Annotated in this window: 15 protein-coding genes; 6 read left to right on the forward strand and 9 right to left on the reverse strand. The window is 39.2% G+C overall.

What is annotated here, in order from left to right:
- Window positions 1–430 precede the first annotated feature (430 nt).
- Window positions 431–1,570 carry a S8 family peptidase gene (locus JI666_RS09450; RefSeq protein WP_206891146.1) on the forward strand — a complete coding sequence of 380 codons (1,140 nt, stop codon included), beginning with the start codon at window positions 431–433 and terminating at the stop codon, window positions 1,568–1,570.
- A gap of 169 nt (window positions 1,571–1,739) precedes the next feature.
- Here JI666_RS09450 and JI666_RS09455 read toward each other — a convergent pair whose 3' ends face one another.
- Both JI666_RS09455 and JI666_RS09460 read right to left on the reverse strand, forming a co-directional pair.
- Window positions 1,740–2,111, reverse strand: coding sequence for a hypothetical protein (locus JI666_RS09455; protein WP_206891148.1), 372 nt, complete (start codon window positions 2,109–2,111; stop codon window positions 1,740–1,742).
- 92 nt (window positions 2,112–2,203) lie between these two features.
- Window positions 2,204–2,371, reverse strand: a complete 168-nt coding sequence (locus tag JI666_RS09460; protein ID WP_206891150.1) for a hypothetical protein — start codon at window positions 2,369–2,371, stop codon at window positions 2,204–2,206.
- Window positions 2,372–2,621: 250 nt separating this feature from the next.
- Here JI666_RS09460 and JI666_RS21905 point away from each other — a divergent pair, with 250 nt between their 5' ends.
- Window positions 2,622–3,089 carry an S-Ena type endospore appendage gene (locus JI666_RS21905; RefSeq protein ID WP_206891152.1) on the forward strand — a complete coding sequence of 156 codons (468 nt, stop codon included), beginning with the start codon at window positions 2,622–2,624 and terminating at the stop codon, window positions 3,087–3,089.
- A gap of 131 nt (window positions 3,090–3,220) precedes the next feature.
- Window positions 3,221–3,562 (forward strand): S-Ena type endospore appendage, encoded by a 342-nt coding sequence (locus JI666_RS09470; RefSeq protein ID WP_206891154.1) that lies wholly within the window; start codon window positions 3,221–3,223, stop codon window positions 3,560–3,562.
- Window positions 3,563–3,700: 138 nt separating this feature from the next.
- Here the strand turns inward: JI666_RS09470 and JI666_RS09475 are convergent, their stop codons facing one another.
- The 3 genes from JI666_RS09475 to JI666_RS09485 form a co-directional block, all read right to left on the reverse strand.
- A complete protein-coding gene (locus JI666_RS09475) occupies window positions 3,701–5,158 on the reverse strand; it encodes a CoA-acylating methylmalonate-semialdehyde dehydrogenase (protein ID WP_206891155.1) in 1,458 nt (485 codons plus the stop codon).
- Between the two features lies 1 nt (window position 5,159).
- Window positions 5,160–6,386, reverse strand: coding sequence for an iron-containing alcohol dehydrogenase (locus JI666_RS09480; protein WP_286170703.1), 1,227 nt, complete (start codon window positions 6,384–6,386; stop codon window positions 5,160–5,162).
- A gap of 174 nt (window positions 6,387–6,560) precedes the next feature.
- On the reverse strand, window positions 6,561–6,803 hold the full coding sequence (locus JI666_RS09485; protein WP_206891159.1) for a hypothetical protein: 243 nt from the start codon (window positions 6,801–6,803) through the stop codon (window positions 6,561–6,563).
- Between the two features lie 239 nt (window positions 6,804–7,042).
- On the opposite strand from JI666_RS09485, the gene JI666_RS09490 reads away from it, so the two are divergent.
- Window positions 7,043–7,774 carry a hypothetical protein gene (locus JI666_RS09490; RefSeq protein ID WP_206891161.1) on the forward strand — a complete coding sequence of 244 codons (732 nt, stop codon included), beginning with the start codon at window positions 7,043–7,045 and terminating at the stop codon, window positions 7,772–7,774.
- An 89-nt stretch (window positions 7,775–7,863) separates the two neighbouring features.
- On the opposite strand, the gene JI666_RS09495 is transcribed toward JI666_RS09490, so the two are convergent.
- The 3 genes from JI666_RS09495 to JI666_RS09505 are packed head-to-tail and all read right to left on the reverse strand — an operon-like array spanning window position 7,864 to window position 10,123.
- Window positions 7,864–8,415, reverse strand: a complete 552-nt coding sequence (locus JI666_RS09495; RefSeq protein WP_206891163.1) for a dihydrofolate reductase family protein — start codon at window positions 8,413–8,415, stop codon at window positions 7,864–7,866.
- A 53-nt stretch (window positions 8,416–8,468) separates the two neighbouring features.
- Window positions 8,469–9,332: a P-loop NTPase family protein gene (locus JI666_RS09500; RefSeq protein ID WP_206891166.1), complete on the reverse strand. Its 864-nt coding sequence runs from the start codon at window positions 9,330–9,332 to the stop codon at window positions 8,469–8,471.
- Window positions 9,329–10,123, reverse strand: a complete 795-nt coding sequence (locus JI666_RS09505) for a phosphotransferase (RefSeq protein WP_206891175.1) — start codon at window positions 10,121–10,123, stop codon at window positions 9,329–9,331. Before JI666_RS09505 ends, JI666_RS09500 begins: the two co-directional genes overlap by 4 nt.
- A 447-nt stretch (window positions 10,124–10,570) precedes the next feature.
- On the opposite strand from JI666_RS09505, the gene JI666_RS09510 reads away from it, so the two are divergent.
- The gene (locus tag JI666_RS09510) at window positions 10,571–10,990 is read left to right on the forward strand and encodes a hypothetical protein (RefSeq protein WP_206891176.1); all 420 of its coding nucleotides are present in this window, start codon (window positions 10,571–10,573) and stop codon (window positions 10,988–10,990) included.
- A gap of 88 nt (window positions 10,991–11,078) precedes the next feature.
- On the opposite strand, the gene JI666_RS09515 is transcribed toward JI666_RS09510, so the two are convergent.
- On the reverse strand, window positions 11,079–11,462 hold the full coding sequence (locus JI666_RS09515; RefSeq protein WP_206891177.1) for a VOC family protein: 384 nt from the start codon (window positions 11,460–11,462) through the stop codon (window positions 11,079–11,081).
- A 265-nt stretch (window positions 11,463–11,727) separates the two neighbouring features.
- Here JI666_RS09515 and JI666_RS09520 point away from each other — a divergent pair, with 265 nt between their 5' ends.
- Window positions 11,728–12,960 (forward strand): SGNH/GDSL hydrolase family protein, encoded by a 1,233-nt coding sequence (locus tag JI666_RS09520; protein ID WP_206891178.1) that lies wholly within the window; start codon window positions 11,728–11,730, stop codon window positions 12,958–12,960.
- The last annotated feature ends 81 nt before the right edge of the window (window positions 12,961–13,041 follow it).

Consider the following 13,041-nt stretch of genomic DNA (forward strand, 5'->3'; position numbering starts at 1 on the left):
TAGATGAAGGTGACTTATTTATCTTAATAAACCAGAATCTTCTCCAGATAAGGATAAAATCCCCATTTGTATGAACGATACCTTCATATGTACATGACAGTTACTCTGCAAAAGGATCTGAAAAAAGTTAGCTAAGAATCACAAGTGAGGCAGCTTAAAGGGTATGGATATTCTGATACATAGTTATCTAAAACTTTTAGTATAACGTTATTCCAAGAACTTGTTGATTGGGAAACCATTAGGTGTAATCCCATTTTAAACCTTAATAATCCCTATCTATTTCCCAATATTATAAACTTCTGGTTCGTGTTACCATAATATTAGTAATAGTCGAACTTTTCAGACATACACATTCGGGCCCGGGACCTGAGCATCACGAGTACATAGTTTGATTGTTATCCTGTATAAAATCATGATTGGAGGAAAAGAAATGAAAGCTACATTAAGAAAATTAAGTATTATTTTCAGCATGGTTCTTGTTCTATCCTTATTGGTTGGTTTCTCTTCACCTTCTGCATCTGCTAAACCTGTGGACAAAGGACCAAAGAACTTCCTCGTTGGTTTTAAAACAAATATTAATCAAGCTCAAATTAACAACGTACAGAAACTAGGTGGACAAGTTAAGCATCAGTTTAAATTTATGGATACGATGCTTATTTCATTGCCTGAACCAGCGGCTAAAGCTCTTAAGAAGAACCCTAATGTGTCATATGTAGAAGAAGATCAAGTGGCACATGCAATTGGACAAACAACACCATGGGGTATCCCTCATATTAAAGCAGATCAAGTTCATGCGACTGGAAACACTGGCTCCGGTGCTAAAGTTGCTGTCCTAGATACAGGAATCGACGCTAGCCACGAGGACCTTAACGTGAGCGGCGGTGCAAGCTTCGTTTCTGGTGAACCTGATCCTTTCACAGATGGCCATAGCCATGGTACCCACGTCTCAGGTACTGTTGCTGGACTAAATAATAGTGTTGGTGTTCTAGGTGTTGCGCAATCTGCTAGTCTTTATGCTGTAAAAGTACTAGATAGCTCTGGGAGCGGAACTTATAGCGGTATCATTCAAGGTATTGAGTGGGCAGTAGACAACAATATGGATATCATTAACATGAGTTTGGGCGGTAGCTCTGGTTCAACTGCACTGAAAGATGCGGTTGACAATGCCTACAATTCAGGAGTGTTAGTCGTTGCCGCAGCTGGAAACGAAGGAACATTCTTTGGATTCAACACAATCGGCTACCCTGCAAAATATGCTTCTGCAATGGCAGTCGGTGCAGTAGATTCCAACAATAAACGCGCATCATTCTCAAGTGTAGGTTCTGAGCTTGAAGTAATGGCACCAGGTGTTGACATCTTGAGCTCTGTTCCTGGTAATAGCTATGCTAGCTACAACGGAACATCTATGGCTTCTCCTCACGTAGCTGGAGCAGCAGCGCTTATCTTGGCAGGCAACCCTTCATTATCAAATGAACAGGTGCGTCAAAAGCTTAATGATACAGCCATACCACTTGGAGATGCTTTCTATTACGGTAACGGTTTAGTCGATGTGTACGCAGCGACAAGATAATAGAATAGTAGAAAAGCATGGTTCGGTATCTAATATCGATCCATGCTTTTTTGCTTATCACGACTACATTCAATATTCAAATCAGTACCTTTTCCGCAATTCGAACTGATTATTTTCATTAAAACTCTTTTCAACTATAGCTCCGCTTTCATAGAATAGAATGAGGTATTTACATATTCGATATACCGTTAATGAAAATGCTAAATAGTAAACTGATTGTTGTTAAGCCAACAACTGGGATAGAAAAACCTTTGTTGTTTCTAAATTCATATATAGCTATAAACAAACCTGCTACACTTAACACTATCCATACAGGCATAAATATGGCATCTGCCATATTCGTTGGAAATAAAGCATAACCACCTAATAAGAAAAATACCCAATGCAAAATTAAGAGCGCAACAATTACATAAGAAATTTTTCGAGGTGGTTTCCCTTTCTCATTTTTTCTAAAAGCTGAAATTGGAGTGACGATCAACGTAAAAACTGCAATTGTTCCTAAAACCACTAAAAACACTATTGAAAACCCAATAATAACCACCCCCCTCATCCTGCCATTTCCTTTAATACCAATTATTCCAAAAATATATTTATAACTCAATCCTTACTAATGAAAATTGCCTTTGGGTTTATTTATTGTTTCTTATCAAACCTATTAACCACTACCCCCGATAGACCAGATAGCAGAACTACTAGTAAACCTGTTGTGTCACTCAGGTTTCCCGAAAACCTCAGAATACTTAAAGTTAGTAATGAAAGTGGTAGAACAATCAGAAAGAAAACCTTTGACTTCAAACTCATATAGTACCTCCTCGCTCTTTGCTAAAAGCTCTTTTCGTAAATATTGTTGTTATAAGAGGAGTGGTGATTTCCGCTCCATGATGCTCGCTTTCCTCAGGGCGGGCGCTGAGCATCCTCGGATATCCGCATAAGTACAAGAATATTAGTCTCCCAATGCATTTAATAGTTATATAATTACAATTTTAATGCAACGACTTCGCTTATTAATTACCAAAAATAGAGTTTTTATTGGTATTGGGGGGACATAACCGTGGGTAATTACTACTATAAGAAAAAAAAGAGTAAAGTAAAATGTGATAAATGCTATCTTTTTGATTGCACAATATGTGAAAAAGTTCAGCATAAATGTTATGACAATGGCAAACGATGTGTCAAATGTTGTAATGAAGAGAAAAAACAAATCATTACTGAAGAAGTATGTGGAAATATATCTACCGATTGCACGCAAGGTCAAACAACTCTATGGCAAACACCTTTATGTTCAGCATTTGGAACGGTAAGTGTTTTTTCAAGTGGAGAATGTGAAACGATGGATGTATTTATTAACGATGAACTTTCATTCTCTGTTAAAAAAGGGCAAACTCAATCAATAACTGTACCTAAATTGAAGAAAGTAGCAGTCATGTGCCAAAAAAACAATTATTCCTGCACAGGAAAATTTTGTATAAACTTACATTATGAAAAACCTGTTAAAAATTGCTGTAAGTATGACTATTAAAGCCATAAGACAAAAGTTTTGAAATAGACTATGAATTATTTTTCTAATAATCTATCAAAACCCTATACAAGAGTTGAATCATTCGCATTATATAGAGAGAAGGGGAGTAAACAATAAAGGAGAAGTCAATTATGTGTGAATCAAAAGGTAATAATGCATGTTGTCCAGACGGACAAATATTTCAGGAAAACTTCTGCGGGAATCTTGGACCGGGCTTCGATGCGACGGTATGGGAGGCACCACCAGGATTGAACGATTACATCCAAGGAACATTTGAAGTGTTTAATGCAGGTACTGAAGATATTCTGGCAACGGTTACGTCACCTAATGGGAATGTTGGTCCGTTTGCAATTCCACCCAACACTTCTGTTTCACGATCAGCAGTCAATCCAACTTCATTTATCATAACCGTTCCTGATAACAACAAACTTGGAAGCAAGTACTGTATTACTTTATACAAAAGAATTTTCTAGTTCAACCTAGGAGATTAATTGATCTCGATTATTATGAATGAGAACTGCTTCTTACCTACTTCTCTTTCACTTTAAGAAAACTCCTAACTCAACTATTGAGTTAGGAGTTTCACTATCTTTTCATTCATTCATTCATTTCTACCACCTAGCCGTCAACATCTTCCTTCTCGTATAGAATTCAACTCCATCCGATCCATTCGCATGTAAATCGCCATAGAACGAATTCTTCCACCCTGAGAACGGGAAGAATGCCATTGGTGCTGGCACCCCAATATTCACGCCAAGCATGCCAACTTCAATGTTCTCTCTAAAGTAACGGACGTTACTGCCACTTTGTGTAAACAGGCATGCGCCGTTTCCAAAGTCTGATTCATTTGTTAGCTCGATCGCTTCTTCTAGACTCTTCACTCGCACAATGGATAGTACCGGAGCAAAGATCTCGTCTTTCCAGATTTGCATTGAGGAATTCACATGATCAAAAATCGTGGGTCCTATGAAATAGCCTTCGTCGTTGTAGGCTTCGTCATTACGTCCATCACGGACGAGCGTTGCGCCTTCTTCCTGTCCTTTACGAATATAGCTCTCCGTTCTTTCTTTGTGCTCTTTACGAATAACAGGTCCTAAGAACACATCTTCATCAAGACCATTTCCGATTTTGATTTCATCTGCTTTTTCGTTAAGCTTTTGAAGTAGTGGTTCAACGACATCGTCTACTGCTACTACAACAGAACAAGCCATGCAACGTTCGCCTGCAGATCCGTAGGAAGCTGCGATGATTTCTTTAACAGCTGCGTCAAGATCAGCATCCGCCATTACGATCGAATGGTTTTTCGCTCCGGCTAGTGCCTGAACCCGTTTGCCATTTGCTGCGCCAGTTTTATAAACATATTCCGCTACTGGTTGTGAGCCGACAAACGAGATTGCAGGAACGTCTTTATGTTCCAATAAACCGTTTACGACATCATGTGCACCGTGAACAATATTGAGTACGCCGTCCGGTAGTCCAGCTTCTTTAAATAGCTCTGCTAAGCGGTTTGCGAGTAAAGGCGTGCGCTCAGAAGGCTTAAGAACGAACGTGTTACCCATTGCAATCGCAAGTGGGAACATCCAACAAGGCACCATCATTGGGAAGTTAAATGGCGTGATGCCACCGATAACGCCGACAGGATAGCGATACATGCCTGACTCTAGATTCGTTGCGATATCCGGAAGCTGTTTACCCATCATTAACGAAGGTGCACCTGCTGCGAACTCAACGCATTCGATTCCGCGCTGCACTTCTCCCTGCGCTTCTTTAAAACTTTTACCGTTCTCCTGCGTTAGCAGTTTCGCAAGCTCATCCCAATTGTCGACGAGAAGCTGCTGGTATTTAAAAAGAATACGAGCGCGTTTTGGAACGGGTGTTTTACTCCATGTTTTGAAGGTAGACTTCGCTACTTTCACCGCTTCATCGAGATCTTCTCTCGTTGAAATAGGAACCTGTGCAAGCTCCTCCCCTGTTGCGGGGTTCGGTACAGATTGAAACTGATCCGTTTTGGCGTCTACCCATTTGCCATTAATGTAGTTTTGTAGAACGTTCGTTGCTGTGGTTGTCATGTTAACATTCCCCTTCCTGTTGCGCATATGATCGAACTTTTTCTTCACTCGTAAACTTGTAGTCATAACAAATCTGATACAGTTCTTCTAATTCGGCTTGTGTTGGTAATCGCGGATTATGTGCTGGGCTCCCGCTGTCTAGTGCATCGGCTGCCATTTTACTAATGGCATTAATGTAAGCATTCTCATCAATACCCCAAGTTTTCAAGTTCGGAATCTCTAGTGAAGCGCAAAGATCCTTAACGGAAGCTACTGCCACATCTGCTGCTTCTTCATTTGATAGGGAAGCACCTTTTTCAGCCTGAAACAGTCGTCCTACATCAGCGAGGCGCTCCGTACAAGATTCCTTGCTGTATTCAAGAACAGCCGGAAGCAGCATTGCGTTTGAAAAACCATGGGGCACATGAAAGATCGCACCAATCGGACGTGACATGCCGTGCACAAGACAAACGGAAGCATTTGTAAATGACATACCCGCCTGAAGCGCTCCCAAACTCATCGCTTCTCTTGCATCAAGATTCTCCCCATCCATGTAAACGCTCTTAATATTGTCGATAATAAGCTTCATGGCAGACATCGCCATTGTATCTGTCATTGGATGAGCCCGTTTTGACAGATACGCTTCAACCGCGTGACTGAGGGCATCAATTCCTGTTGCAGCGGTCACTTGCTTCGGAGATGAGATTGATAGTAACGGATCAACAATCGCAACAGCTGGCATGAAGGCAGGCTGCTTGATCATCATTTTCACATCAGTCGTTGTATTCGTTATGACCGTTACATCCGTTGCTTCTGATCCGGTTCCTGCTGTTGTTGGAACAGCGAGATGAGGAATTGGAGCCTTCTCAGCAATCGTTCTATTTGCCCGGTAGTCACCTATGTATCCTCCGTTCGTCGCAAGAATCGCTATGGCTTTCGCTGTATCGATACAGCTGCCACCACCTAGTGAAATCACAATCTCACAATTCGTGTTTTGAAAAAGCACAAGCCCCTCGGACACATAATCATCTGTTGGCTCAGACTCAACACCGGTGTAAATCTCACTTTCGACACCCGCTTGCTCCAGATATTCCTGACACTCATTCACATAACCGAGACTCGTCATCACCTGATCACTAACAATAAGAGCTTTCTTACCGCGAAGAGCTGCTTCTTCCCCAATTTGTTTAAACGACTCTCTTCCATAAAGGATCGTTTGAGGGGTACAAAAAACCGCAAAATGGTCCAATTGATCACTCCTTTTTTTAATGCCGTGCATGGGTAAGCAGTGTAAAAAGTAAGTGTGCGAGTCTTGGAGTCTATAAAATTGAAGGCAAAGCTACACCATTATCTTCCTTCTTGATTAGGGTACCTCTTTCCTACCAGGATGGATGATATGTAGTAAAACTTTTCCCACATTCATTCACTTGTCGTTAACCTTGTTAGCATCGAGGTGAAGGAGATAAAGGAAAATCCCTACAATGAAAAACAATACACTCAGTGTAATGAGTACGTATCCCCCACTCGTAAACAGTTCGTTAATGGCATTTGGTCCCCATCTATTACGTCCAATTCCAATAATGGCCGCTGTGATATATTGAGCAGATAGTAAGATTGAAGAGATAAGCAAGCTAACCGATCCTATAATAACTTTCGAATAATCCATAGCTACCTCCTTTCTTCTTTCATCATAGCCTATTGTAGTTCATTTGGAAATTTATGTTAATAGGATGTGTGTGGCTGTTTGATTTTTTGCGAAATTGTTTTTGAACCTTTCTCTTCGCTTACCCTTTTCGATTCTATAAATTTTATCCCCCATAACACCTAGATTCTCTATTCGATTTTAGATAAACTCAAAACTGTGCGAACGCTTTACATAACTAGGAATTAGGAAAGGTTGGGTTTATGAGAAAAAGATTAATCTTAGTTTGGTTTTGCTTCTTATTGTGCTTAACCGCATTCGAACCTGCTCATGCCGTTCATGAGCATGAAATCTTCAATAGAGATTCGAAATCAATTAATAAAGACACCAATACAGCTCTTCCATCAAAAGCAGAGTCTAATAGCATGCCTTGGAATTTAAGTGAAACCCCATCCAAATTTGTCTCCACACTCTTACACCCATTGGAAAATGGAAAGTATAGAGTAACTGTTACCAATGAATGGAAACGCATGCCGGAAGTGAGAGAGCAAGACCTACTCATGTTCTACATCCAGAGCACGGGCGACAATTATGAACTAGATCATGAAACACTAGAAGGGCAGCAATACGTTCTCGTAGAGAACATAAATACCGGTGAAATGAAGACATTCGCATATGAGTATACAAATACACCTACTGCAGATTCTGAACATTTTTCAGCTTCTACATTTGGAGTCGTCATGTACCAGAACCTGAAGAACGATTGGGGCGAGTATAAAGTTCGGAGTATTTTTCAACGTCTTAGCGGAATTATTGAAGAAAAGCCGAGTATAAACACAAACTCGTTAGAAGTGGTTGGTGGGTTTAACCATCAGATTTATGAGAAAGACTGGAATTTTCATAAAGCCATTGAAAATGCCTATGAGCCATCAGCAGAACATTCACAGCTATATGATGGTTTTCTTCGAACAGAAACACAGCTCATCATGCGTTAACATGTACATATTGAATAGATGCAACTCTTATTAATAGAAAGCCACTTCTTAATCCTTCCCGGATCAAGAGGTGGCTTTGCAAAATATCTCTAAGGATAAATAATAGTGTAAGTGTTTTTGACGACGCCACTAGAATACTGTTTCATATCCTCTAACTTCAATTTAAGAGAGGGATGTATGCTGCCGAATAAAGAAATTCCTTCACCAACCATAATAGGATTAATCTTGAGTACTAATTGATCAATAAGTTGATGGTTAATCAATGACCCAGCCAATTCTCCGCCTCCACACAGCCAAATTTTAAGGTCATCTTGCTTCTTGAGATCCTTAATAAACCCAATCGCATCATATTTAATCAATTCGACCTCGTCATTTGACTGAAACTCCATGGAACTTGAAAAGATATAATGTTTTAAGCCTTTATAACCAGGTTCACCAGGTCGAGCACCGAATTGAAAGCCAAACTCATAGGTTTTTCCCCCCATCAACACTGCATCGTATTGCTGAATATCAGATAAAAAGTCAGGAACATGATCCCCTTCAAATAGAAAGAGAGATTTATCAATTTCCCCATCGATCATACCTTGATCCGCAATAAAATGATCTAGTGAAACGGCAACATGGTACACTAATTCAGCCATTAACTCATCCCTCCAATGAATTATTGTTAACGCTACCAATTATAGGAATTCATTTACTTTATCGTACCGACTCCCAATGACTCCTCAACAAATTGAATTACTTGCTTATGAACACGTCCCCAATTAAAATCATCATTTCTAACAACTAATTTCGAAATCAGGAGTCGATCTATGATGTTTAACTCTAGTTCAGTTCGAACTCTTAAAAACGCAACAAGGCCGTTAAACCCTGTCAACTCATGCCTCCGCCCATATCCCTGCTGAGTAAAATACTGAGTTACGCCCTCTCTCCACTCTGATGAGCGCTCATCGAATGCTCTCTCTAAAATAGAGCTAATATCACCAGGATGATAATAGAGAAGTGATGGATTCAATGGCTTAATAATTTGTCCCAACTTTAATACATAATCTGTGATTAAATCTTGCGAAGCATCATATCGCCCAAGCATAGCTGAAAGAGGGTTTTGCAGGAAACAGCATTCAAGAATTGTTACCGTCTCTTCTTGCTGTTGAGTCTCCACAAACTCACTCCACCTATTCAATTGGACTTCACAATGACGCTCTAAAGGTAGTATTCCATCATAAATATCGTACTGCATCACATCAGACAATAAAGCTTCTGGGAATTCCTTTACCTGAATACACTTTCCATATTCCATAAAATTGTAATTCCCTTTGCTTTGCGTCATTGACTGAATCAACCCGATCGAATCTGAATGGTTCTCAACTAACTCGTTATACTCATTATGACTAAAGCATGCTATTTTATCGTAATCTGCCGGGTTGTCTAAATCTCCTTCAAGGAATAAGCGTGTGTCGATTCCCGCTTCTGTTAAATGGTCATAAATCAATTTAGCTGTAGTGCTCTTGCCAGAACCCCACATACCCTCAACAATGATCAACTTTGTTTTTGTCATGCTAACCACTCTTCCCCATGTTCCCGAATAAACCTTATTTCCTTTCGATAATGTTCATAATGCCCTTCGTCGATCATTTTCTGAAAAGCACGATCGCCTTCTTTTGCTTTTCTTCTCATGTATTTACATAACCCTTCTAATCGAAGCAATACCATCTCTAAATAATCTTCTTCCATTCCCTCAATATCGTACGATTCAAAGAACAAGTTCACTCTTTGTTTGATACGATGGGCATCACGTGATGAATCATAATGAACTGCCTCACCAGTTTCAGTATGATAATGCCTACTTAGTGGCACACACGTGTAAAGCGTATATACGATGTCCCAAAGTCTCGGCCCAGGACCAGCAACATCAAAATCAATAATACCGACCGGTTTTTGATCATTAAAAATGATGTTGTATACCGCAAAATCATTATGGCACAGCACCTCATATGGTTTGGGGGTATTATCCATTGGTTGAAAGTTTTCAATTGGAAAATCGCTCACGGAATCATGATAAAGACGCAGCATTTTCGCAATGTCTTTTAAGGCATCATTAGACCACATGTATTCTTTTAAAGGATAATTGCCAGCTTCTCCTTCAATGTACGATAAGACCTCTCTACCTTTTTCATCTATACCTAAAAACTTAGGTGCATGATCGTACCCTTTATACTCCAAATGCTTTAATAGCTTGTGGATTTCGGCACTCTCTGGCTTTCGTTCTCGCCGAACGGTATCTCCTGAACGACAGACATTTGAGACATTCCCGCCCGTAAGCATTTCTTCGTTTTCGTAGTTTGACATCTAAAAAGCCCCCTTCATTAGTCAAAAAGCAGTTTTGGGGATACTAAGATGTGTCTTTTAGAGATGTAATATTTCCTTAAAACACAAAAAAAGCAGATACAAAGGTATCCACTTGTGTTCTTAAGAATTAACACACCAAGCGCCCCTTGTTAATGATTGATAAATAGATATACTTCACCCGTTATCAGTACAGGTTCGTATTCTATTTCTTTAGTTAATCATTACAAGGTAGTCCACATGTTGAGTTAAATTCTCCTTCCATTTACATCTCTACTAAAAAGTTTACAGTAAATTTTTTCAATAATCAATCAGAATAATTATAAAGGCCAGTTATTATTCGCTAAAGAAAGCTAATTAAAAGGAGAATTAATAGATCAATATTGAGTAAACTACTCATGTGGAATGGGTTTAAAACTTAACGACAAAGACTACTAGGAGAGTATACATATGTTACCAGTAAAAGAATCGGATTTACATGCACTTAGCTTTGACAAGTCAGGGATGTTCAATGAGCTCAATGTTGAAATGGAGGTCTTATTCATTGATTTTGCGGTAGACGGCGAACTAACTTGTGAACAAAGAGATATTATAAGTAGCTTTTCATTTAATACGGTTGTTGGAAGCAAGGACTATTCTTCGTATATCAACAAAATGCATCTAGAGCTAAATCAATTAAATTCTGGTACGAAGATGGTTAACATTACGAATGAGGAAGAACTAGAAAAGGCATTAGTAAGTTGTGTTGAATTTAATCATATGAATAGTGATGAAAGAAGAGAAATGTTGGAGTTATTTATTAAAAGTGTAGATGTGTTTATAGAGGAACTGAAAGAACATGAACAAAAGTTAAAAGATAAAAGAAACTAAAAAATGGTTCGGCTAACTCAATCTTTAATTTCCAAAAAAAGGAACAAATCTTTTTACAGATAAGTTCCCTTTTCCTCCACAATGAGCGTTATTCACTCTTCTCCATAACTGCAAAGTAGTTCTCTTCATTATCTGCAAAGTTAAAGACTCTACCGGAAGGCATATTTACAATTTCTCCGACTTTGATATTTTGATTTGATAGATGTTTATATAATTCATCGAGATCTTCTGTGAAAAACATTAAAGAAGGTGTACCAAGATTTAATCCAGGCGACATTTTTGCAACAACTTCCTTATTATGAATAATGATACTCGTTTCCGAATCCTTTGTTGGGGAGATCTCAATCCATTTCATACCTTGACCATTATTTTCTTCAGAAATTACACTAAACCCTACATTTTTCGTCCAAAAATCTACTGCCTCATCTTGATTGTTTACATACAACATTATTTGACCGACTTTATTAATCAATTATTTCCCTCCTACATGTTTTGATTTTCTTAATGTTACTTCTACAATTGCGATCAGTAATCCTTTTTAATCTAGTTAAACACCACTTCTCAATATGTCATTTAAGTTGCAAATCCTTTACGTTTCATCAAAGCTCGCTTCACTTTACAGGTATAGGGGTATTCATTTTAATTAAGAATAGGATTCAGGGGGGGTAAACCACCTGAGATCAGTTAATAGAGACGAAGCGTTTATTTAGAAAAACAACATGAGAGGCGATAGAAGAATGACACGTATACTAATGGGACTACTAGCGATCTTAATCATTAGTTTAATAAGTTTTGGCGGAGCTCATAAGTGGGCTTCATCTAATAAGGATAGTTCAAACATAAGTAAGTGGGTTGGTACATGGACGGCAAGCATGCAGGCGCCTGCTAAAGAGGGAAATTCTCACGAAGGATTTGAGGATCAAACCATTCGCTTAATTATCCGTCCACATATCGACGGGGATGAAATGCGCATTCGTTTATCAAATGAATTTGGCTCATTGCCATTATCGTTGAAAGAAGTACGAGTAGCTGTTTCAAAAGAAGATGCGAGCGTTGATGGTAAGACGGATCAGGTGATTACGTTCGATGGTAAGGAGTCAGTCACGATCCCTGCAGGAGAAAAACAGTATAGTGATTCCATTAAATTTACTGTGGATGCTGATCAAAACTTGACTGTTAGCTTATACGTTGATAAAGAAACAGGTCCAACAACATGGCATCAGCGTTCAACACAAACGGTTTATATGTCCAAAAAAGGAAATCATGCAGCAGATGCTGAGGGTTCGTCATACACCTCAAAAGAGGAGGCGTGGTTCTGGCTCGACAGAATGGAGGTCGTTCCTGATGATTCCGTTGATGGAGCCGTTGTAGTGATAGGAAGTTCGATTGCGAATGGGAATAATTCGACGATGAGTGCCAATCATCGATGGCCAGATTATCTTGCCAATCGCATGCATGAAAAGGATTCTAAAGTGAAACTGTCTGTTTTGAATGCTGGTGTTTCTGCCAATCATTTAATCAATAGTGAAACAGGAAAAGGTGAGAATGCGCTCGCAAGATTGAAGCGCGATGCGTTAAGTCAGAAAGGTGTAAAAGCTGTCATCCTCCATGAAGGCATTAACGATATTAGGCACTATCCTGAATACGATTCAGAACAGATCATTGATCGAATGAAGCAAATTATTAAAGCAACCCATAAAGAAGGCCTTACAATCTACGGAGGCACATTAACACCATTCAAGGAGTCAGGCATGTATACGGAAGAAGGCGAGAAAACACGTCAGGAAGTTAATGAATGGATTAGAACGAGCGGAGCCTTCGATGCTGTTATCGATTTTGACAAAGCGCTTAGAGATCCAGATGACCCTGAGAAATTTCTTTCAAAATATGATTCAGGTGACCACTTACATCCGAATGATGATGGGTACAAAAAGATGGCTGAGACGGTGGATTTATCTGTTTTTGAATAAAATTCTAATAAAATGCTGAAGATTCTTACTGGATCGTCAGCATTTTATTATTTATGTATTTAACATCGTGACTACGCTATA

It is taken from the genome of Bacillus sp. NTK071 (genome assembly GCF_017303315.1).
GTDB lineage: Bacteria > Bacillota > Bacilli > Bacillales > Guptibacillaceae > Guptibacillus.

Bases quoted from the DNA above. Each gene is read 5' to 3' on its own strand.
- JI666_RS09450 (WP_206891146.1), top strand. From the start codon at position 431: ATGAAAGCTACATTAAGAAAATTAAGTATTATTTTCAGCATGGTTCTT.
- JI666_RS09460 (WP_206891150.1), bottom strand. From the start codon at position 2,371: ATGAGTTTGAAGTCAAAGGTTTTCTTTCTGATTGTTCTACCACTTTCA.
- JI666_RS09470 (WP_206891154.1), top strand. From the start codon at position 3,221: ATGTGTGAATCAAAAGGTAATAATGCATGTTGTCCAGACGGACAAATA.
- JI666_RS09475 (WP_206891155.1), bottom strand. From the start codon at position 5,158: ATGACAACCACAGCAACGAACGTTCTACAAAACTACATTAATGGCAAA.
- JI666_RS09485 (WP_206891159.1), bottom strand. From the start codon at position 6,803: ATGGATTATTCGAAAGTTATTATAGGATCGGTTAGCTTGCTTATCTCT.
- JI666_RS09490 (WP_206891161.1), top strand. From the start codon at position 7,043: ATGAGAAAAAGATTAATCTTAGTTTGGTTTTGCTTCTTATTGTGCTTA.
- JI666_RS09495 (WP_206891163.1), bottom strand. From the start codon at position 8,415: ATGGCTGAATTAGTGTACCATGTTGCCGTTTCACTAGATCATTTTATT.
- JI666_RS09500 (WP_206891166.1), bottom strand. From the start codon at position 9,332: ATGACAAAAACAAAGTTGATCATTGTTGAGGGTATGTGGGGTTCTGGC.
- JI666_RS09505 (WP_206891175.1), bottom strand. From the start codon at position 10,123: ATGTCAAACTACGAAAACGAAGAAATGCTTACGGGCGGGAATGTCTCA.
- JI666_RS09510 (WP_206891176.1), top strand. From the start codon at position 10,571: ATGTTACCAGTAAAAGAATCGGATTTACATGCACTTAGCTTTGACAAG.
- JI666_RS09520 (WP_206891178.1), top strand. From the start codon at position 11,728: ATGACACGTATACTAATGGGACTACTAGCGATCTTAATCATTAGTTTA.